Source organism: Micromonospora sp. NPDC048830 (assembly GCF_043198215.1).
Classification (GTDB): Bacteria; Actinomycetota; Actinomycetes; order Mycobacteriales; family Micromonosporaceae; genus Micromonospora.
The window spans coordinates 19,389-38,427 of the sequence record NZ_JBICUP010000014.1; the positions used below are offsets into that span (position 1 = coordinate 19,389).

The window sequence follows — 19,039 nt, forward strand, 5'->3', positions numbered from 1 at the left end:
GCCGGACCGCCCGCCGCCCGGGCCGCGCCGGCGGACCGTGGCGACGGTCGCAATCCGCCCGCCCCGGGAACTTTCCGGCCATCCCCGCCTCGCCCGGACGGGCCGCCCCGGAGCTTTCCCGCCCGCCCGCGCCGAGCGGCCGAGCCGGTCAGCCGGCGACGGCCAGGGCGAGCGGGAGCACGTCGGGCGCGCCGGCCCGGCGCAGCAGCCGGGCCACCATGGTCAGCGTCCAGCCGGTGTCGACCAGGTCGTCGACGAGTAGCACCGGGCCGTCGAGCCCGGCGAGGGCGTCGGCCAGCTCGTCCGGCAGGGTGAAGGCGTCGTGCAGGGCGCGTACCCGCTGGGCGCTGTTGCCGCGCGGCCCGCCGGGCCCCGCCGCGCGGGTGGGGACGACCCGGCCGAGCAACGGCAGCCGGCCGACGGCCGCGATCCGCGCGGCGAGCGAGCCGACCAGCTCGGGCCGCCGCCGGGAGCCGACCGCGACCACGCCGACGGGCCGGCGCGGCCACGGGTCGTCGCCGTGCGCCCAGGCCTTGAGCACCTCGACCACCGCCGCCGCCACGTCGTCGGGGACCGCCGCGTCGGGCGCGTCCGGCCCGACCAGCTCGCGCAGCCGGCCGCCCCAGCCCAGGTCGGACAGCCGCCCCACGGCCCGGCCGGCCAGCGCCTGCTCCGCCGGGGGTATGCGCCCCTTCAGCGGTACGCCCACCGCCTCCAGCCCGGTCGGCCACAGCTTCTTCGGCGCGATCTGGACCCCGGGCCGGCCCAGGTACGCCTGCGCGGCGGCGAGCGCCGGCCCGGACACCTCCCCGGAGAACAGGGGACCGGCGCAGCGGTCGCACCGGCCGCAGTCGCCCGCCCCGGCGTCGTCCAGGCACTCGCGCAGGTACCGCATCCGGCAGCCGGGCGTGGTCGCGTACTCCCGCATGGCCTGCTGCTCGGCGGTGCGCGCCTGCGCGACGCGGCGCAACCGGGCCTCGTCGTAGCTCCAGGGCTCGCCCGTGGCGAGCCAGCCGCCGCGCACCCGGCGCACCGCGCCGTCCACGTCGAGCACCTTGAGCATCAGTTCCAGCCGGGCCCGGCGCAGGTCGACGATCGGTTCGAGGGCCTGGGTGGACAGCGGCCGGTCGGTGTGCAGGGCGGCCAGCACGGCGCGGACCTGATCCTCGGGCGGGAAGGCGAGCGAGGCGAAGTACCGCCAGATCGCCGCGTCCTCCGCGCCGGGCAGGAGCAGCACCTCGGCGTGCTCGACCGCCCGGCCGGCCCGGCCGACCTGCTGGTAGTACGCGATCGGCGACGGCGGGGCGCCCAGGTGCACGACGAAGCCGAGGTCGGGCTTGTCGAAGCCCATGCCCAGCGCGCTCGTCGCGACCAGCGCCTTGATCTTGTTGTCCAGCAGGTCCTGCTCGGCGGCCCGCCGGTCGGCGTCCTCCGCCTGCCCGGTGTACGAGGCGACCGGGTACCCCCGGGAGCGCAGGAACTCGGCGGTCTCCCCCGCCCCGGCGACGGTCAGCGTGTAGATGATGCCCGAGCCGGGCAGCCGGTCCAGGTGGTCGGCGAGCCAGCCGAGCCGGTGCGCCGGGCTGGGCAGGTCGAGTACGCCGAGCCGCAGCGACTCCCGGTCCAGGCTGCCGCGCAGCACCAGGGCGTCCCCCAGTTGCTCGGCGACGTCCTGGGTGACCCGGGCGTTGGCGGTGGCGGTGGTGGCGAGCACCGGGGTCCGGCCGGGCAGGTTGCCGAGGAACGTGCGCAGCCGCCGGTAGTCGGGCCGGAAGTCGTGCCCCCAGTCCGAGACGCAGTGCGCCTCGTCGACGACCAGCAGGCCGGTCGTGGCCGCCAGCCTCGGCAGCACGGAGTCCCGGAAGTCCGGGTTGTTGAGCCGCTCCGGGCTGATCAGCAGGACGTCCACCGCGCCGGTGTGGATCTCGGCGGTGATCTCGTCCCACTCGTCGAGGTTGGCCGAGTTGATGGTGCGGGCCCGGATGCCGGCCCGGGCCGCCGCCTCCACCTGGTTACGCATCAGCGCGAGCAGCGGCGACACGATCACGGTCGGCCCGGCGGCTGGGCCGGTGTCTTCGGGCCTCTCCCGCAGCAGCGCGGTCGCCACGAAGTAGACCGCGGACTTGCCCCACCCGGTGCGCTGCACGCACAGCACCCGGCGCCGATCCACCACCAGCGCCTCGATGGCCCGCCACTGGTCCTCGCGGAGCCTGGCGTGCTCGCCGGCCAGCCGCCGCAGCACCGCCTCGGCCCGCTCCCGCACCACCGCACGATCCTGGCTCATCCGGCATTTCTACCAGGCGCCGGCGGGCCCACCTGTCACGAGCCGGCGGGGGCCGGCGGCAGGAAGATCAGGATGTCGCGGAGATGGTCGGTCACCGCCTGCGGAAGCAGACACCCTTCCTTGTCGATCAAGAGGGTTGCGTCATCCCGGGCGAGCGGAGTTGGCGCAAACCTCTTGATCAACATGAGCTCAGCGGCGGCCGGGGAGGGCGCGGAGGAGGGGGGACAGGCGGGACCTCAGGCTGGCCAGGCCGCCGGGGAAGAAGTACACCGCCAGGATGAAGACCGTGCCCAGGACGAACAGGGGCTGGCTCAGCGGGCGGCTGAGCACCGCCGGCAGGCTTTCCACCGCGTCGCTGGTGCCGAAGGCGGTGAGGCGGTGGTCCAGGTACATGTACAGGAGGCCGCCGAGCACCGGGCCCCACCGGGTACCCGGCCCGCCGAGCACCACCATGACCAGCAGCGACAGGGTCAGCTCACTGGACGTGATGTGCGGCGACGCGCCGCCGACGATCAGGCAGTAGACCGCTCCCCCGCTCGCCGCCAGCCCGCCGGACAGGGTGAACGCGACCAGCTTGAACCGGTACGGGTCGAGCCCGAGCACCCCGATCCGCCGCTCGTCGTCGCGCAGCCCGGCCAGCACCCGCCCGGTCGGCGAGCCGGAGACCCGGTGCACGATGAACACCACCAGCGCGAGGTACGCCAGCGCCAGCCAGTACAGGTTGACCGTGTTCGCGACCCCGACCAGCCCGGCGGGCAGCCCGGAGACGTCCAGCGGCAGCCCCTCCTCGCCGCCGGTCAGCCCGCCGAAGTCCCGGGCCACCAGGATCGCCCCGACCTGGGCGAAGGCGAGGGTCACCATGGCGAACGCGATGCCGGTGGTGCGCAGCGCCACCGCGCCGAGCAGCCCGGCCAGGATCGTGCCGCCGGTGATCGTGAGCAGCGCGGCCTGCCACAGCGGCAGTCCGGCCCGGGTGACCAGGATGTCGGTGCCGTACACCCCGGCGGCGAAGTAGAGCGCGTGCCCGAAGGACAGCATCCCGGTCCGGCCGAACAGCAGGTCGTACCCGGCGGCGAGGCCGCCGAAGACCAGGCAGACGGCGAGGGTTTGCAGGGTGCCGGGCGAGTTCAGCGGCCCCTCGAACACCCCGGGCAGCTCCACGGTCGAGTACGGCAGGATCGCCGCGACGACCAGCGCGACCAGCGGCAGGTACGGCCGCAGCCCGTGCCAGGCCCGCCGGCGCGGGGCCAGCTCGGCCGGCACCGCGGCGGGCGGGGCGGCGACGTCGGGGCTCTTGACCTCGGTCATGCGTGAGCCACCTTTCCGGCGATGCCCTGGGGGCGCAGCAGCAGCACCACGGCCAGCAGCGCGACGACGCACAGGTCGCCCACGCCGGAGGCGCCGTAGTAGTTGACGAACTGTTGCAGCAGGCCGACGGCGACCGCCGCGTACGCGGAACCGACCACCGAGCCCATGCCGCCGATCACCACCACGATGAACGCGAAGATCAGCAGCGATCCGCCCTGGCCGGGCGAGACGGTGCCGAAGTAGACGCCGCCGAGCGCGCCGGCCAGCGCGGCGGCGGCCCCGCCGATGGCGAAGACCAGGGTGAACGCCTTGCGCACGTCGATGCCGAGGGCGGTCACCATCTCCCGGTTCTCGACGCCGGCCCGGATGATCAGGCCGTACCGGGTCCAGCGCAGGAACGCCAGCAGCGCGGCCAGCACCAGCGCCGCGGCGACGATCAGCAGCAGGCCGCCGTTGGGCACCTGCGCGCCGAGCATGCCGGTGACGTCCCGCGTCCACCCGGGGCGGGGGAACGGCCGGGCGTCCGCGCCCCAGGTGGCCTGGAGCAGCGCCACCCCGGCCAGCGACAGGCCGACGGTGACCAGCACCTGCTCGATGGTGCGCGAGTACAGCGGCCGGATCAGCACCAGTTCGACGAGTACGGCCACCACCGTGCCGGCGGCCACCCCGAAGGCGACGGCGAGCACGAAGCCCAGGCCCTCCGCGCCGGCGCCGGGCAGGTTACCGGCCGCCCACCACGTCGCGTACGCGCCGACGCCGAGGAACAGCCCGTGCGCGAAGTTGAGCACGTCGGCGAGGCCGAAGACCAGCGACAGCCCGGAGGCGACGAGGAAGTACAGCGCGGCCAGGCCGAGCCCGGTCAGCGTCAGCAGCACGATCGTGCTCATTGGTGCACCTCCCCCGAGCCGACGCCGAGCAGGGACTTCGTCAGGGCCTGCTCCGACAGCAGCTCCCGGGCGTCACCGGCCCAGGCGACCCGGCCGGCGGAGAGCACCACCGCGTCCCGGGCCAGCCGGCGGACCACGGCCAGGTTCTGCTCGACCAGCAGCACCGGCACGGACTCCGCGACCCGCTCCAGCACCTCGGCCACCTCGGTCACCACCTTCGGCGCCAACCCCTTGGTCGGCTCGTCCACCAGCAGCAGCCGGTTGTCGTTGAGCAGCACCCGGCCGATCGCGAGCATCTGCTGCTGCCCGCCGGAGAGCGAGCCGGCCCGCTGCCGCCCGCGCCGGTCCAGCTCCGGGAAGAGCGAGTAGACCCGGTCGTACGCCGGGGTGGTGCCCCGCTGCTCGGCGAGCCGCAGGTTCTCCGCGACGGTGAGCCCGGCGAAGACGCAGCGGTCCTCCGGCACGTAGCCGAGCCCGCCGCGGACCAACCGGTGGGTGGGGCGGGCGAGCAGGCTCTGCCCGCCCATCCGCACGGTGCCGCGCGCCTCGCCGTTGCGGGGCGTCAGGCCGACGACGGCGCGCAGCGTCGTCGTCTTGCCGACGCCGTTGCGCCCGAGCAGCACGGTGACCCCGGTCGGCGCGACGCTGAACGACACCCCCTGGAGGATGTGCAGCCCCGCGATCCGCACCGACAGATCCTCGACGGTGAGAATGGGTTCACTCATAGCGACTCCCCCAGGTATGCCTCCTGGACGGTGGCGTTGGCCATCACGGTCTCCGGGGTGTCGCAGGCGAGCAGCGCGCCGTGGTGCATCACGGCGATCCGGTCGGCCAGCTCCAGGATCACGTCCATGTGGTGCTCGACCATCAGCACCGACCGGCCGCTGTCGCCGGTCAGCGACTTGATCACCGCGACCAGTTCGGGCACGTCCTCGGCGCTGACCCCGGCCATCGGCTCGTCCAGCAGCGTCACCCGGGGTTCCCCGGCCAGCAGCAGCGCGATCTCCAGCTTGCGCTTCTCGCCGTGGGCGAGGGTGCCGGCGAGCGCCGTACCCCGGTGGGCGAGGCCGACCCGGTCGAGCGCCGCGTCGGCGGCGGCGGCCACCTCCCGGTCGGCCGCCGCCCGCCGCCACAGCTTCATCGAGCCACCCCGGTGCGCCTGTACGGCGAGCCGGACGTTCTCCCGCACCGAGAGCGAACCGAAGACCGAGGACGACTGGAAGGTACGCCCGAGGCCGAGCCGGGCCCGCTTGTGCGGCGGGAGCCCGGTGATGTCCTCGGAGTCCAGCGTGATCCGGCCGCCGGTCGGCGGTCGCAGGCCGGTGATCAGGTTGAACAGGGAGGTCTTGCCGGCGCCGTTCGGCCCGATGACGCCGAGGAACTCCCCGGGCGCCAGGTCGAGGTCGACGCCGTCGACGATGGCGACCTCACCGATCCGCCAGGTCAGACCGCGGGTGGCGAGCACTGGTCAGCCTTTCATCTGGGCGACCGGCGGCGCCGTCTCGTCGCCGGTCAGGGTCTTCTGGGCCGTCGCCGTGTACGCGGTGCCGCCGCCGGTGAGCTTCGCCTGGAACATCGGCTGGAGCAGGGCGTGGTCCTCGGCGCGAACGGTCATCTTGCCCTTGACCCCGTCGAAGCTCCAGCCCTCCAGGGCCTTGACCATCTTGTCCACGTCGTCGCCGCCCTCCTGCACGGCGCGGACGACCATCTGCGCGGCGGCGAAGCCGTCCGGGTGGAACAGGTCGAGGGTGCCGCCGGGGATCTTCGCCTTGGCGGCCTTGGCGGCCTCGGTGTCGGCGGCGCCGTCGAACCAGTGCGACAGGAAGGAGATCTTGCTGCCCGCCGCGCCGAAGGTCGGCCAGGAGGCGCGGATGTCCAGGCCGGTGACGACCGTGGTGGAGGCGAGCACGCCCTGCTGGTCGAGGGTCTGCCACATCGCGGGGGCGGTGGTGCCGGCCCAGGCGACGAAGATCAGGTCGGGCTTGGCGGCCTTGATCTGGCTGGCGAACGGGGTGAACTCCGTGGCGCTGGCCGGCGCGCGGGCGCTGCTCACGGTCGCCCCGGCGCCGCCGATGACGGCCTTCACGGCCGCCTCGTTCGCGTCACCGAACGCGCCGTCCTGGGCGAAGACGACCACCTTCTTGCCGGTCGGGTCGCCGATGAACGACTTCGCGGTCACCACGTCCTGGTACGACTGCCGCCCGGACCGGAAGGTGTACTTGTTCGCGGCGGTCACCGCGTCGGTCGCGGCCGGGCCGGAGATGAACAGGACCTTGTTCTGGGCGGCGATCGGGGCCACCTGGAGGGCCACGCCCGACGAGGTCGAGCCGGCGATGATCTTCGTGCCCTTGCCGATCAGGTCCTTGGCCGCGGAGACCGCCTTGGCCGGGTCGCCCGCGTCGTCGACCTCGGTGACCTCGATCTTCCGGTCGCCGACCTTGCCCGTGCCGTTCGTGGCGAAGTCCAGGCCGGCCTTGAACCCTTCAATGTACTGCTTGCCGTAGCTGGCCAGGGCTCCCGACTCGGAGTAGACCAGGCCGACCTTGACCGGGGCGGCGTCGCCGCCCCCGGAGGCGGTGTCCTGCGGGCTGCCACAGGCCGTGGCGGCGAGCGCCGCGGCCATCATCGTGGCGGACAGGAACGCCCGCCGCGTCGTCCGGACCGTCATTGCGACTCCACGTGAGGACTCGGAGGGGGAACTTCATGTGTCGGCTCAACCTAGAAGTGACGTCACTCACGGGCCATGTGGCCGGAACACATAAGTAACAGTGATGGGGTGGCCCGACGGGACAACACTCGCGCGGAAGTCCCTCCGCCCGTCACCCCCGGTGGCCGATCTTCCCACCGACCGCCCCGCCCGTGTGTCCCCGCCAGCCACCGCCGCCGGCCACGTCAGGTGGGGGTCAGCGGCGGCCGGCGGGGTGGGCGCATGGGCGGGGCAGCTCCACAGGCAGCGGAACGACATGTCCGAGCCGCCAGCCCGCCACGCCCGACCCCTCCAATCCCGAGCGGCCCGCCACCCACGAGGTGGGTGGCGGGCCGGCGAGGGTGAGGAATCAGGTCTGGTCAGCGGGTGGCGAGGCCCGGGCGGGCGGCGACGTCGGTCGTACCGGAGATCTCGTTCTCGCCTCCAGGGTGTGCTCCGGCCGGTAGCCGCTGCGCTCACGGCCGGCACCACCACGGCCGCCGCGAGCAGCGCGCCGGCCAGGCAGAAGGCGAAAGGGTACGTCGCAACGCCGGGCGTTTCGGCCCCGGCGTTCGGCTGGAAAAGGAAGATTGTCCCGTGCGCCGGTTTCTTCGTCACCCCGTGCGGCTGGTGCCGTTCGGCTTCCTGGCGGCGATCCTGCTCGGCACCGGCCTGCTCATGCTGCCGGCCGCGACCAGCGAGCACCGGTTCACCCCGTTGTCCACCGCGCTGTTCACGGCGACGTCGGCGATCTCGGTGACGGGCATGGCGATCAACGACACCCCGAACTACTGGAACGGCTTCGGGCTGGTGATGATCACCGTGCTCACCCAGGTCGGCGGCCTGGGCATCCTGACCGGCGCCGCCCTGGTCAGCCTGGCGGTGTCCCGGCGGCTTGGACTGCGCAACCGGCTGCTGGTGCAGGCGGAGACCGTCGAGTTCGGCATCGGCGACGTCGGCTGGCTGCTGGTACGGATCGCGGGCACCGCGCTGGCCTGCGAGACGGTGATGACGGCGATCCTCACCGCCCGGCTCTGGTGGGCGTACCACTACCCGCCCGGGCGGGCACTCTGGTACGGCCTCTTCCACGCCGTGCAGGCGTTCAACAACAACGGCTTCACCCTCTACTCGGACGGGCTGCGTCCCTTCGCCCTCGATCCCTGGGTGACGCTGCCGCTGGCGCTGGGCGCGATCGTCGGCGGCCTCGGATATCCGGCGCTGTTCGAGGCGGTACGCCGGTGGCGGCGGCCGACCGCGTGGCAGATCGCCACCAAGCTGACCATCTGGGGCAGCGCCGTGCTGCTGGGGGTCGGCTTCGTCTACCTGCTGTTCGCCGAGTGGGGCAACCCGCGCACCATCGGCGCGTACGACGTGGCCGGAAAGGCGCTGGCCGCGTTCACCCAGATCGCGCTGAGCCGGACGGGAGGCTTCGACGTGATCGACGTGGCGCACCTGACCGAGGAGAGTTATCCGCTGCTGATCGTGCTGATGTTCGTCGGCGGCGGCGCCGCCAGCACGGCCGGCGGGATCAAGGTGTCGACGTTCTTCCTGCTCGCCTTCGTCATGTGGGCCGAGCTGCGCGGCGAGCCGGACGTCACGGTCGGCCGCCGGCGGGTGGCCGAGGCCAGCCAGCGGCAGGCGCTGACCGTGGCGCTGTTGAGCGTGGCGCTGGTGGCCGCCGGCACGCTCGGGGTGGTCCTGGTCACCACCGGAGAACGCTTCTACCAGGCGCTCTTCGAGGTGACCTCGGCGTTCAGCACCACCGGGCTGACGATCGGGCTCGTCCAGCGACTGCCCGAGCCCGGCGTGTACCTGATGACCCTCCTGATGTACATCGGCCGGGTCGGGCCGCTCACCCTCGGGTCGGCGATCGCGTTGAACACCCGGCGAAGGTTGTACCGCTATCCGAAGGAGCAACCCATTGTCGGCTAGGGGCGACCGCTACGACGGAATCGTGGTGATCGGGTTGGGCCGCTTCGGCTCCCACCTCGCGGGTTCGCTGGTCCACCTCGGCCACGAGGTGCTGGGCATGGACCGCGACGCCGAGCGCGTGCAGCGGTGGTCGTCCCGGCTCGACCGGGTGGTCCAGACGGACCCCACCGAGGAGGGGGCGCTGCGCCAGCTCGGGGTGGCCGACTTCCGGCGGGCGGTGGTCGCCATCGGCGCCTCGGTCGAGGCGAGCGTGCTGACCGTGCTGGCCCTGGCCGAGCTGGGCCTGCCGCAGATCTGGGCGCGGGCGACCTCGGAGAAGCACGCGAAGATCCTGGACTCCGTCGGCGCCCACCACGTGATCTTCCCGGAGGCGGAGACGGGCGAGCGGGTGGCGCACCTGATCGTCAGCAAGATGCTGGACTTCATCGAGTTCGGCGACGACTTCGCCATCGCGAAGATACGGGTGCCCGCACCGCTGGTCGGGCGGTCGCTGCGCGAGCTGGCGCCGGCCGACCGCTACGGGGTGCAGGTGGTCGGGGCGAAGCTGCCCGGGGAGCCGTTCCGGTACGCGGGCCAGGACATGGTGCTCACGGCCGGGAGCGTGCTGATCGTGGAGGGCAGCATCGCCCAGGTGCAGGGCTTCGCGGCGCTGAGCTGAGCCCCGTCACCGTCCCTTCCCCTTGCCGCCGCCGGACTTGCCGGTCTTCGCCTTGGACCCGCTGGAGGAGCCGACGGCCTTCGCGGTCGACGTCTTCTTCGCGGTGGGCTTCGACGGGGGCTTGCTGGGCGGGGCGGTCGTCGGCACCGATCCGGCCACCCCGGAGACCTGCACCCCGCAGGTGGCGCCGCCGAGGCGGAACTCCACCGGCAGCGGGTTGGGACCCGTGTACGTGCCGGTCAGCGCGACCTTCTGGGACGCGCCCGGCGCCAGCGCACCCGGTTGGGCGGCCGGTCGCACCTCCACGGTCCGGCCCTGCTGGCGTACCGCGGGGTCGGCCTTCGTGACGGTCTGCCGGCCGGGGAAGGTGAAGCTCATCGTCCAGTCCCGCAAGTCCCGGTCGCCGGTGTTGGTGAGGGTCAGCTCGGCGGTGAAGTCCTTGCCGGAGTCCCTGCGCAGCGCGTAGTCCACGGCGCACGGGGCGGGCTGCGGCAGCCCCATCCGGGCCTCGACGGGCCGGTCGACCCCGCCGCTGGCCGGGCTGCGGGACGTCACCCCCCACATCGCGGCGGTCACCGCGACGAGGCCGGCCGCCGCCACGCCCGCCTCGACCGTGCGCCGCCGGGCCGCCCGCCGGCGGCGGGTACGGCCGGAGAACGGCAGCGCGTCGGTGTCCGACGACCAGGGCAGGATCGTGGTGCCGGCGTTCGCCACGGCCGCCGCGTCGGGCTCCGTCCCGTCGTACGACGCGGGCGCCGGCGAGACCGGCATGATGGCCAGCATCCCGGCCGCCGCGGCGAGGGTACGGGCCACCTCGGCGGTGGTGGGCCGGTCCTCGGGGCGCTTGGCGAGGCAGCGGCGGACCAGCTCGGCGACCTCGGCGGGGAGCCCGGTGACCTCGGGCATCGGCTCGGGGTCGTTGTACATGTGCGCGCGGAGCATCTGCGTGGTCGTGCTCGCCTGCCAGGGCAGCCGGCCGACGAGCATCCGGTACAGCAGCAGGCCGACGGCGTACCCGTCCGTGGCCGGGCTGACCTGGCCGTTGTCCAGCCGCTCCGGGGCCAGGTACGCGGGCGTGCCGAGCAGGGCGCCGTCCGGGCCCTTCTCGCTCTCCCCCACCAGCGCCGAGATGCCGAAGTCGACCACCTTCACCCCGGTCGGGGTGAGCATGACGTTGCCCGGGGTCACGTCCCGGTGCACGACGCCGCGGGCGTGCGCGGTGGCCAGCGCCGAGGCCACCTCGGTGCCGATCGTCACCGCCTCCCGCCAGGGCAGCGCCCCGCCCCGGCCCAGCCGGGCGCTCAGCGAGTCGCCGTCGAGCAGCTCCATGACGACGTACGGCACGGTCAGCCCGGCCTGCTCGGACTCGCCGTAGTCGTACACGTTGGTGATGTTGGGGTGGCAGAGCCTGGCGGAGGCCTGCGCCTCGATCCGGATCCGGTGCCGGAACGCCTTGTCGCTGGCCAGCCGGGAGGCGAGCACCTTCACCGCCACCTGCCGGCCGAGCACCTCGTCGTAGCCCCGCCACACGACGGACATGCCGCCCGCGCCCAGCTGCTCGATCAGCCGGTACCGCCCACCGAGCAGCTGCGCGCCCCTACCGACCCCTGCGCCCATGGTCGGAGTTGTTGCCCGGGCCGCCCGGTCCTACACCTCGCAGGTCAGAATCGGTCAGCGAAGTCACCCGTTCAGGCGGTGGCGAGCAGCTGGTCCACCGGGGCGTAGTCGTCGGTGAGCACCAGCGCGTCCCCGACGAAGCCGGCCAGCGCGTCCCCGGAGAGCAGGCTGGCCGGCTCGGGCAGCGCCGCCACCCGCTGCCCCAGCGCGTCCAGCGGCAGCGGCGCGTCGGACGCGACGATGAGGAAGTTGGCCCCCCGCTCGCCCGCGATGGCGGCCGGCGGGGCGACCAGGGCGACGTGCCGGAACGCGGCGGCGACCGTGGCCAGCTCGCTGCGGACGAAGCGGCCGGGCGGGTAGTCGATGACGTTCTGCACGTACGTCCCGCCGGGGCGGAGCACCCGGTTGATCTCGACGGCCATCTCCCGCGTCGCCAGGTGCCAGGGCACCACGAGGTGCCCGAAGGCGTCCCCGACCACCAGGTCACGGCTGTCGGCGGCCTCCCCGCCGAGCAGCACGCGGGCGTCGCCGACGACCGCCCGCAGCTCCGGCCCGGTGCGCACCCCCAGCTCCCGGCGGTCCAGCTCGACCAGGCCGCCGTCGATCTCGAAGACCAGGTTGCCGGTGCCGGGTCGGGTGGCGGTCAGGTACCGGGGCATGGTGAAGCCGCCGCCGCCCAGGTGCAGGGCGTCCAGCCGCCGCCCGGCCGGCGCGACGACGTCGGCGGCCGCGCCGATCCACTGCGTGTACGCGTACTCCAGGTGGGTCGGGTCGGTCAGGTCGACGTACGAGTGCTGGGCGGAGTTCAGCAGCAGCGTCCGCCCGCCCGGCCGGTGCGGGTCGGCCTCGACGCTGGCGCAGTGGTACGCCGTCTCCACGTCGCACGGGTTCGGGGCGACCGTGGTCAGCCCCGCGCCGGCCAGGCCGAGCACGGCGAGGGCGGCCCTGGTCCGGGCCGGACCGCCGAGCCCGGCCGGACCCCGCCGGCGCAGGTACGCCCCGAGCGCCAGCCCGGTGAGCCCGAGCAGCGCCGCCAGGGCGAGCACGATGGCGGTGCTGGGCAGGGCCGCCACCAGCACGAACCCGGTCAGCAGGGTGGCGGTGATGCCGCCGAGGGTGCCGATCCCGGAGAGCCGGCCGACCACCTGCCCGGTGCGGCGCAGGTCGGCGAGCTGGAGCTTCACCACGAGCGGGGTGACGGCCGCGAGCAGCGCCGCCGGCACGAACACGGCGAGCACGGTGAGCAGCAGGACGGCGGTGGCCGCCCCGCCGCGTAGCACCTCCCCGGCGTACCGGACGACCGGCAGGGTGACCGCGGTGGCGATGCCGGCGAGCACCAGCGCGGGGGCGATCAGGGTGCGCGGGTCCCGCCGGTCCGCCAGCCAGCCGCCCGTCCACGCCCCGTACGCGATGGCGGCGAGCGCGATGCCGATGACCGCGCTGGTCACCTGGAGGGTGACCCCGACGTACGGGCCGACCAGGCGCAGCGAGACGGTCTCCAGCACCAGCACGGCGCCGCTGGAGAGGAAGACCAGGAACGCGGCGAGCCCGTTGGGCAGCGCACGGACGGGCGGCGGCGCGGGCCGCGGGGACTCCGTCACGACGTCGGACGATGAACTGCTCACCGTCGCGATGGTACGCAGCGGACCTGGGCGTCCAGGTCAGTACATCGACAGATGAACGTGGTTCGTGTGGTCGGCGGCGGGGCTGCCGCTGCCGCTGTACGCCCGCCACCCGGTGTTCGGCATCCAGATCTGCCGGTACCAGATCACGTAGAGCACCCCGAGCCGGCTGGCGTTGTTCTTGAAGTAGTTCGCCAGGCTGTCGCCGTACGCCTTGTCCCCGCCCGTCGCCGTCTCGTCCTTGAAGCCGTTGGTGGCGGCGGAGAAGTCGCAGGCCCGGCCCTTGGGATGCTCGCCGCTGCCGCCGCTGCGGTAGCAGGAGACGTACCGCTTGTAGCCGGCGGCCTGGGCCTGCTGGAGCGCGTGCAGGGTGCGCGGGGTGATGCAGCCGGAGGTGGTGGGGTCGTTCACGGAGCAGGACTCCGACGGCCAGGAGCCGTCCGCGTTGCGCGGGGCCGGGCGGGCCGAGGCGGAGCCGCCGCTGAACCCGGCGCCGGCGCCGGAGCTGACCCTGGCCAGCGCCAGCTCCGCCTCCCGCTTCTTCTTGGCCAGCACCGCGACCTGCTTCTGCTGCTCGCGGACCTCGATGTCGATGGCGATCTTGGCCTGGTCGGCCTCGGCGCGGGCGGCGGTCAGCTCGCGCAGCTTGCGGCCGTCCCGCTGGGCCATCACGTCCAGCTCCACCGCGCGTTGCAGGAACGCCTCCGGGGAGGCGCTCTGGATCAGCAGGGCCGGCGCGGTCACCCGCCCCAGCCGGTACGACTGCACGGCCACCTCGCCGACCTGCGCGGTCAGCCCCACCAGCCGCTCCTCGACCGCCGTCAGCTGGGCGGCCAGCGCCGTCTGCCGGCGCTTGGAGTTGTCGAGCTTCGCCTTGGCCTCGATGTGCCCCTTGGCGGCGGCCTCCAGCGCCTCGCGGAGCTGCTTGGTGCCGCCCTCGTTGGGCTCGGCGGAGGCGGGCGCCGCCGCGAAGCCGAGCACCAGCGCCACGGCGACGAGCAGCGCGGTCAGCGGCCCGGCGGGGCGACGCCGGATGAGGCTGGTCCTGGGCACTCCTGGGTCCCTTCCCTCGGCCGCCGTCCCCCGGTCGTCCACGGCGCGGCGGCGGTCCCGCCGGCGCCGGACGGCGGCCTGCTGGCGGACCGCGGGTCAGGATACCGGACCGCACGGTGTCGGCCAGGGCCCGCGAACTGGCGGAACGTCGATGTCGGCGGACGGTAGCCGGGCTGTCGCCGACCGTCGGCCGTGCCGTCCCGGCTGGAGGCGGGGCCGGTGGGCGCACCCGGACCCGGCGGCGCCCCCCTTTCAGGGCGTCAGCAGCGCCTCGTGGACCTCGGCCCAGACCTGCTCGTTCGCCGCCACCAGCAGCCCCTCGCCCTCGTCGGCCGGATGGTACTCGCGGCCGTCGAACCGCCGGGCCACCCCGCCCGCCCCACGAACCAGCAGCACCCCGGGGACGTGGTCCCAGGGCAGCGTGCGCCAGAACAGCACGAACTGCTGGTCGCCGGCGAGCATGTCCAGGTACTCCCGGCCGGCGCAGTGCTGGCCCGGCAGCAGCTCGCCGATCCGCCGCCCACCGGCCTCGGCGGCCCGGCAGGCCTCGGGCGGCAGGAACCGGGTCATCGCCGTCCCCCGCAGCTCGCCCAGCGACGGCACCCGGTCGGCGGTCCGCACCGGCCGGCCGGCCAGCAGGGCGCCCTCCCCGACGCGGGCGACGCCCAGCGTCTCCGCCAGCGGGTCGAGCACCCACCCGGCGACCGGCTCGCCGTCGGTGAGCAGCGCGACCATCAGCGCGAACGGCCGCCGGCCGGCGGCGAAGTTGGCGGTGCCGTCGACCGGGTCCACCAGCCACACGTCCCCGGCCCCGCGCAGGTGACGCAGCAGGTCCGGGTCCTGCGCGACCGCCTCCTCGCCGACCACCACCGAGCCGGGGCGCAGCCGCCGCAGCCCGGCGCCGATCAGCTCCTCGGCCCGCCGGTCGGCGACGGTGACCAGGTCGCCCGGCCCCTTCTCGCTGACGTCGGCGTCGTCCAGCCTGCGGAACAGCGGCAGCACCGCCTCCGCCGCGGCCCGGTGCAGCAGCTCGGCGACGTCGTCCAGGAGGGTGTCAGGCACGCGGCGGCAGCTTCACCACGCTGACGAAGAACTCGTCGATCTGCCGGACCACCGAGATGAACCGCTCGAAGTCGACCGGCTTGGTCACGTACGCGTTGGCGTGCAGCTGGTAGCTGCGCAGGATGTCCTCGTCGGCCTGGGACGTGGTGAGCACCACCACCGGGATGCGGCAGAGCTCCTCGTCCTTCTTGATCTCCGCCAGCACCTCCCGGCCGTCCCGGCGGGGCAGGTTCAGGTCGAGCAGGATCAGGTCGGGCAGGACGACGTCCGCGTACTGGCCCTCCCGGCGCAGGTACGCCAGCGCCTCGGCGCCGTCGGAGACGACGGTCAGCCGGTTGCGCAGCTTGTGCTCCTCGAACGCCTCCTGGGTCATCAGGACGTCGCCCGGGTCGTCCTCCACCAGCAGGACCTCGATCGGGCTCCTGCCGTCCGCCGGCGAGGTCATGCCACCGTCTCCTTCACGTCACCCACGCTGTCGCTGTCCGGGGCCCCGTCGGCCCCCTCCTCCGCCCGCGGCCCGGCCTGGCGGGGCGGCTCGGCCCCGTTCCCGCCGTCCCCGGTCGACTCGCCGTCCCCGGCCGGCTCCGTGCCGTCGCCCGACTCCGCGGCAGCCGCGGCCTCCTCGGCCGCCCGCGCCGCCTCGACGTCCTCGGGCAGGGCGGGCAGGGTGAACCGGATCGTGGTGCCCTCGGTGGCCTCGGTGTCCACCCAGACCCGGCCGCCGTGGTACTCGACGATCTTCTTGGCGATCGCCAGGCCGATGCCGGTGCCCGGGTACGCGTCCTTGGAGTGCAGCCGCTGGAAGATGACGAAGATCTTGTCGGCGAACTCCGGCTCGATCCCGATGCCGTTGTCCCGGCAACTGACCTCCCACTCGTCGCCGACCAGCCGGGCGGAGACGTGCACCCGGGGCGGGACGTCGGGGCGACGGAACTTGACGGAGTTGCTGACCAGGTTGGCCAGCAGGTTGGTCAGCAGCGGCTCCTCGCCGCGGATCACCGGCAGCTCGCCCCACGTCAGCTCCGCGTCGGCGTACTGCCGGGCGGACTCGGTCTGCCCGGCCACGTCGCCCATCACCCGGTTCAGGTCGACCTCGCTGAACCCGCTGGTGAGCCGGCCGATCCGGGAGAACGCCAGCAGATCGTTGATCAGCCGCTGCATCCGCTGCGCGCCGTCCACGGCGAAGGCGATGTACTGGTCGGCCCGCTCGTCGAGCCGCCCCGCGTACCGGCGCTGGAGCAGCTGGCAGAAGCTGGCCACCTTACGCAGCGGCTCCTGCAGGTCGTGCGAGGCCACGTACGCGAACTGCTCCAGGTCCCGGTTGGAGCGGGTCAGCTCCTCGGCCTGCTTCTGGAGCTGGCCGTTGACCCACTCGATGCTTTCCCGGGCTTCGCGGACCTCGGCCAGCTCCTTGGCGATCTTCTGGCGCATCGCGTCCACATCGCCGGCGAGCTGCTCCAGCTCCGGCGGGCCGGACCCGGTGATCCGGTGCTGGTAGTCGCCCTCGGCGACCTCGCGGACCTGCTCGGCGAGGCGGGTGAGCGGCCGCACCACGATCCGGTCCAGCGAGACCAGCAGCACCCCGCCGGCGACCACGACGACCAGCGCCGCCACGATCAGCAGCACCACCAGCAGCGTGCTGGTGCGGTAGATGGCCGCCGCGCCCTTCTCGCGCTCGTCGAGGATGCCCTGCTGAAGGCTGGTCAGCGAGGCGCGGATCACCTCGAAGCGCTGGCTCGACTCCTCGGTGATCAGCGCCCGCCCCGCCGCCGTGCCGTCCTCGGCGGTCGTCCGGATCACCGGCTCGGCGACCGCCGTGCGCCACCGCGCGGCCTCCGTCTTCACCGCGTCGAGCCGTGGGACCAGGGCGGGGTACGCGTCGAGCAGGCCGCCCATCGACCGGTACAGCTCCTGCTCCCGCGCGGTGCCCTGCGTGTACGGCTCCAGCTCCCGCCGGTCGCCGGTCAGCGTGTACCCGCGGATGGCCGTCTCCTGGTCGATCAGCACGCTGAGCAGTTCCTGCGACTGGTCGCGCAGCGGGCCGGTGCGGTCCAGCACCGCGTGGGTGTGCTCCCGGTTCTGCGCCGCCACCGTGATCTCGGCCGCCACCAGGGCGCCGAGCAGCACGCCGACGACGGCCAGCAGCGTCACGACCCGGCGGCGCAGCGTCCAGTTGTCGGGCTGCGGCGTCACCGGCCACCGCCCCGACTGGACCGTCACCGGCCACCTCCCCGCGTGACCAGGAGCATGGCCACGTCGTCGGCCAGCGGGCCGCCGTTGGCCTGCTCCGCCCGCCCGACCAGCCAGCCGGGCAGCTGGGCCAGCGGCACGGCGGCGGTGGCCGGGTCGTGCAGCAGCGCGGTCAGGCCGGGCACGTCGAGCCGCTCGTCGCCGTCGCCCACCCGGCCCTCGATCAGGCCGTCGGTGTACATCAGCAGGGACCAGTCATGGGTGTCGAGCTCCAGGTCGAAGGCCACGGGCCGGCGCGGCCGGACGCCGAGCAGCAGGCCGGCCGGCGCCGGCACCGGGGCGACCCTACCCCCGCTGAGCAGCAGAGGCGGCGGATGCCCGGCGAGCCGCACGGTCACGGCGTTGCGGGTCAGGTCGAGCCGGGCGCTCGCCACCGTGGCGAAGATCTCCTGCAGCCGCCGCTCGCTCATCAGCACCTGCTCCAGGGCGGGCAGCACCTCGTCGTCGGGCACCCCGGCCAGCACCAGCGCGCGCCAGGCGACCCGCAGCTCGACGCCGAGCGCCGCCTCGTCCGCCCCGTGGCCGCAGACGTCCCCGACGATCAGGTCGACCCGGTCCGGCCGGGTCTGCACCACGTCGAAGAAGTCCCCGCCGATCAGCGCGGCGTGCCGGCCGGGGCGGTAGAGCGTGTGCACGGCGATCTCGTCGGTCGACATCAGCGGCTGGGGCAGCAGGCCCCGCTCCAGGCGGGCCGACTCGGCCTGGCGCAGCTCCACCTCGCGCAGCCGCCGGGCGTTCTCGTCGGCCCGCTTGCGCTCCACCGCGTACCGCAGCGCCCGGGCCAGCAGCACGCCGTCCACCTGGCCCTTGACCAGGTAGTCCTGCGCGCCCTCGGCGACCGCGGCGATGCCCAGGTGCCCGTCGGAGCGGCCCGTCAACACGCAGACCGCGGCGCCGCCGGCCATGTCCAGCACCCGGCGCAGCCCGTCCAGCCCCTGGGCGTCGGGCAGGCCCAGGTCGAGCAGGACGCAGTCCACGCCCGCCACCCGCTGCCGAGCCTCCCGCAGGCTGGCCGCGACCAGCAGGTCGATCGTCGAGTTGGTCTCGGCGAGCAGCTCGCCGACCAGGAACGCGTCGCCCTCGTCGTCCTCGACCAGCAGCACCCGCAGCCGCTCGCCGGGCGGCAGCACGGCATGCGGCTCGAACCCACCGGCCGGGTGAGCCTGCGGCACGATGGCGGGGCCAGCCGGACCGGTCCCCCGGTTCGGCCTGGTCACCGCAGCGAGGCGCGGGAATTCGCTGGTGATGTCGGGCTCCTTCCAAGTGCCCTGCTGATCCTGTATCAGACAACGGTCGCACACAAACCGACGGTTCCAGCGCGGGCGGCACGCCCGGCTCACCGCCTGGCAACCAACAAAAACTACAGCGTCCAGGGGTGTCCCGCTTCCGGCCGCGGCGGTGCAGGATGGTGCCCACCCTCCGGCCCCACCCCCGAGGAGTTCCCGTGGGCGCACCGCTTCCCACCCGCGCCGCCGACCGGGCGCTGGCCCGGCCCCGCCGCCGGCCACTGGCCGCCGTCGCCGCGCTCGCCGCCCTGCTCACGGTCGCCGCCACCGTCTCGTACGACCTGGCCACCCCCGGCCCGCGCCCGACCGACGCGCGGTAACACCGGCCGTCAGCTCGGGTGCGGGGCCACCCCCGACCCGCGCCCGACCGACGCGCCCACGGGCGAGTTCAGCG

17 protein-coding genes are annotated in these 19,039 nt (G+C 74.1%); 3 read left to right on the forward strand and 14 right to left on the reverse strand.

Annotation, left to right across the window (positions count from 1 at the left end):
• Window positions 1–148: 148 nt before the first annotated feature.
• The 7 genes from ACGFIZ_RS14490 to ACGFIZ_RS14520 are packed head-to-tail and all read right to left on the reverse strand — an operon-like array spanning window position 149 to window position 7,147.
• Window positions 149–2,284, reverse strand: a complete 2,136-nt coding sequence (locus ACGFIZ_RS14490; RefSeq protein WP_393419316.1) for a DEAD/DEAH box helicase — start codon at window positions 2,282–2,284, stop codon at window positions 149–151.
• Window positions 2,285–2,319: 35 nt separating this feature from the next.
• Window positions 2,320–2,469, reverse strand: coding sequence for a hypothetical protein (locus ACGFIZ_RS14495; RefSeq protein ID WP_393419318.1), 150 nt, complete (start codon window positions 2,467–2,469; stop codon window positions 2,320–2,322).
• 4 nt (window positions 2,470–2,473) lie between these two features.
• Window positions 2,474–3,592 carry a branched-chain amino acid ABC transporter permease gene (locus tag ACGFIZ_RS14500; RefSeq protein WP_393419320.1) on the reverse strand — a complete coding sequence of 373 codons (1,119 nt, stop codon included), beginning with the start codon at window positions 3,590–3,592 and terminating at the stop codon, window positions 2,474–2,476.
• Entirely contained in the window at window positions 3,589–4,479 is an 891-nt protein-coding gene (locus ACGFIZ_RS14505; protein ID WP_393419322.1) for a branched-chain amino acid ABC transporter permease, read from the reverse strand. The genes ACGFIZ_RS14500 and ACGFIZ_RS14505 overlap by 4 nt, the downstream gene beginning before the upstream one ends.
• On the reverse strand, window positions 4,476–5,204 hold the full coding sequence (locus ACGFIZ_RS14510; protein ID WP_393419324.1) for an ABC transporter ATP-binding protein: 729 nt from the start codon (window positions 5,202–5,204) through the stop codon (window positions 4,476–4,478). The genes ACGFIZ_RS14505 and ACGFIZ_RS14510 overlap by 4 nt, the downstream gene beginning before the upstream one ends.
• On the reverse strand, window positions 5,201–5,944 hold the full coding sequence (locus ACGFIZ_RS14515; RefSeq protein ID WP_393419326.1) for an ABC transporter ATP-binding protein: 744 nt from the start codon (window positions 5,942–5,944) through the stop codon (window positions 5,201–5,203). Before ACGFIZ_RS14515 ends, ACGFIZ_RS14510 begins: the two co-directional genes overlap by 4 nt.
• A gap of 3 nt (window positions 5,945–5,947) precedes the next feature.
• Window positions 5,948–7,147, reverse strand: a complete 1,200-nt coding sequence (locus ACGFIZ_RS14520; RefSeq protein WP_393419328.1) for a substrate-binding domain-containing protein — start codon at window positions 7,145–7,147, stop codon at window positions 5,948–5,950.
• Between the two features lie 615 nt (window positions 7,148–7,762).
• On the opposite strand from ACGFIZ_RS14520, the gene ACGFIZ_RS14525 reads away from it, so the two are divergent.
• Window positions 7,763–9,097 (forward strand): TrkH family potassium uptake protein, encoded by a 1,335-nt coding sequence (locus ACGFIZ_RS14525; protein WP_393419330.1) that lies wholly within the window; start codon window positions 7,763–7,765, stop codon window positions 9,095–9,097.
• Between the two features lie 25 nt (window positions 9,098–9,122).
• Window positions 9,123–9,755, forward strand: a complete 633-nt coding sequence (locus tag ACGFIZ_RS14530; RefSeq protein WP_393419528.1) for a potassium channel family protein — start codon at window positions 9,123–9,125, stop codon at window positions 9,753–9,755.
• A 6-nt stretch (window positions 9,756–9,761) separates the two neighbouring features.
• Here ACGFIZ_RS14530 and ACGFIZ_RS14535 read toward each other — a convergent pair whose 3' ends face one another.
• The 7 genes from ACGFIZ_RS14535 to ACGFIZ_RS14565 all read right to left on the reverse strand — a co-directional run bounded on the left by ACGFIZ_RS14535 (window position 9,762) and on the right by ACGFIZ_RS14565 (window position 18,531).
• Window positions 9,762–11,372 carry a protein kinase gene (locus ACGFIZ_RS14535; protein ID WP_393419332.1) on the reverse strand — a complete coding sequence of 537 codons (1,611 nt, stop codon included), beginning with the start codon at window positions 11,370–11,372 and terminating at the stop codon, window positions 9,762–9,764.
• 71 nt (window positions 11,373–11,443) lie between these two features.
• Window positions 11,444–12,997 carry a fused MFS/spermidine synthase gene (locus ACGFIZ_RS14540; protein WP_393419334.1) on the reverse strand — a complete coding sequence of 518 codons (1,554 nt, stop codon included), beginning with the start codon at window positions 12,995–12,997 and terminating at the stop codon, window positions 11,444–11,446.
• A gap of 36 nt (window positions 12,998–13,033) precedes the next feature.
• On the reverse strand, window positions 13,034–14,047 hold the full coding sequence (locus ACGFIZ_RS14545) for a coiled-coil domain-containing protein (protein WP_393419336.1): 1,014 nt from the start codon (window positions 14,045–14,047) through the stop codon (window positions 13,034–13,036).
• Between the two features lie 252 nt (window positions 14,048–14,299).
• Window positions 14,300–15,109, reverse strand: coding sequence for an inositol monophosphatase family protein (locus tag ACGFIZ_RS14550; protein WP_393419338.1), 810 nt, complete (start codon window positions 15,107–15,109; stop codon window positions 14,300–14,302).
• Window positions 15,102–15,554, reverse strand: a complete 453-nt coding sequence (locus tag ACGFIZ_RS14555; protein WP_347667597.1) for a response regulator — start codon at window positions 15,552–15,554, stop codon at window positions 15,102–15,104. Before ACGFIZ_RS14555 ends, ACGFIZ_RS14550 begins: the two co-directional genes overlap by 8 nt.
• Complete coding sequence (locus tag ACGFIZ_RS14560) at window positions 15,551–17,302, reverse strand: ATP-binding protein (protein ID WP_393419530.1); 1,752 nt, start codon at window positions 17,300–17,302, stop codon at window positions 15,551–15,553. Before ACGFIZ_RS14560 ends, ACGFIZ_RS14555 begins: the two co-directional genes overlap by 4 nt.
• A 23-nt stretch (window positions 17,303–17,325) precedes the next feature.
• Complete coding sequence (locus tag ACGFIZ_RS14565) at window positions 17,326–18,531, reverse strand: PP2C family protein-serine/threonine phosphatase (RefSeq protein ID WP_393419340.1); 1,206 nt, start codon at window positions 18,529–18,531, stop codon at window positions 17,326–17,328.
• 272 nt (window positions 18,532–18,803) lie between these two features.
• Here ACGFIZ_RS14565 and ACGFIZ_RS14570 point away from each other — a divergent pair, with 272 nt between their 5' ends.
• Complete coding sequence (locus ACGFIZ_RS14570) at window positions 18,804–18,965, forward strand: hypothetical protein (RefSeq protein WP_393419342.1); 162 nt, start codon at window positions 18,804–18,806, stop codon at window positions 18,963–18,965.
• Window positions 18,966–19,039: the final 74 nt, after the last annotated feature.

Bases quoted from the DNA above. Each gene is read 5' to 3' on its own strand.
- ACGFIZ_RS14490 (WP_393419316.1), bottom strand. From the start codon at position 2,284: ATGAGCCAGGATCGTGCGGTGGTGCGGGAGCGGGCCGAGGCGGTGCTG.
- ACGFIZ_RS14495 (WP_393419318.1), bottom strand. From the start codon at position 2,469: ATGTTGATCAAGAGGTTTGCGCCAACTCCGCTCGCCCGGGATGACGCA.
- ACGFIZ_RS14500 (WP_393419320.1), bottom strand. From the start codon at position 3,592: ATGACCGAGGTCAAGAGCCCCGACGTCGCCGCCCCGCCCGCCGCGGTG.
- ACGFIZ_RS14505 (WP_393419322.1), bottom strand. From the start codon at position 4,479: ATGAGCACGATCGTGCTGCTGACGCTGACCGGGCTCGGCCTGGCCGCG.
- ACGFIZ_RS14510 (WP_393419324.1), bottom strand. From the start codon at position 5,204: ATGAGTGAACCCATTCTCACCGTCGAGGATCTGTCGGTGCGGATCGCG.
- ACGFIZ_RS14520 (WP_393419328.1), bottom strand. From the start codon at position 7,147: ATGACGGTCCGGACGACGCGGCGGGCGTTCCTGTCCGCCACGATGATG.
- ACGFIZ_RS14535 (WP_393419332.1), bottom strand. From the start codon at position 11,372: ATGGGCGCAGGGGTCGGTAGGGGCGCGCAGCTGCTCGGTGGGCGGTAC.
- ACGFIZ_RS14555 (WP_347667597.1), bottom strand. From the start codon at position 15,554: ATGACCTCGCCGGCGGACGGCAGGAGCCCGATCGAGGTCCTGCTGGTG.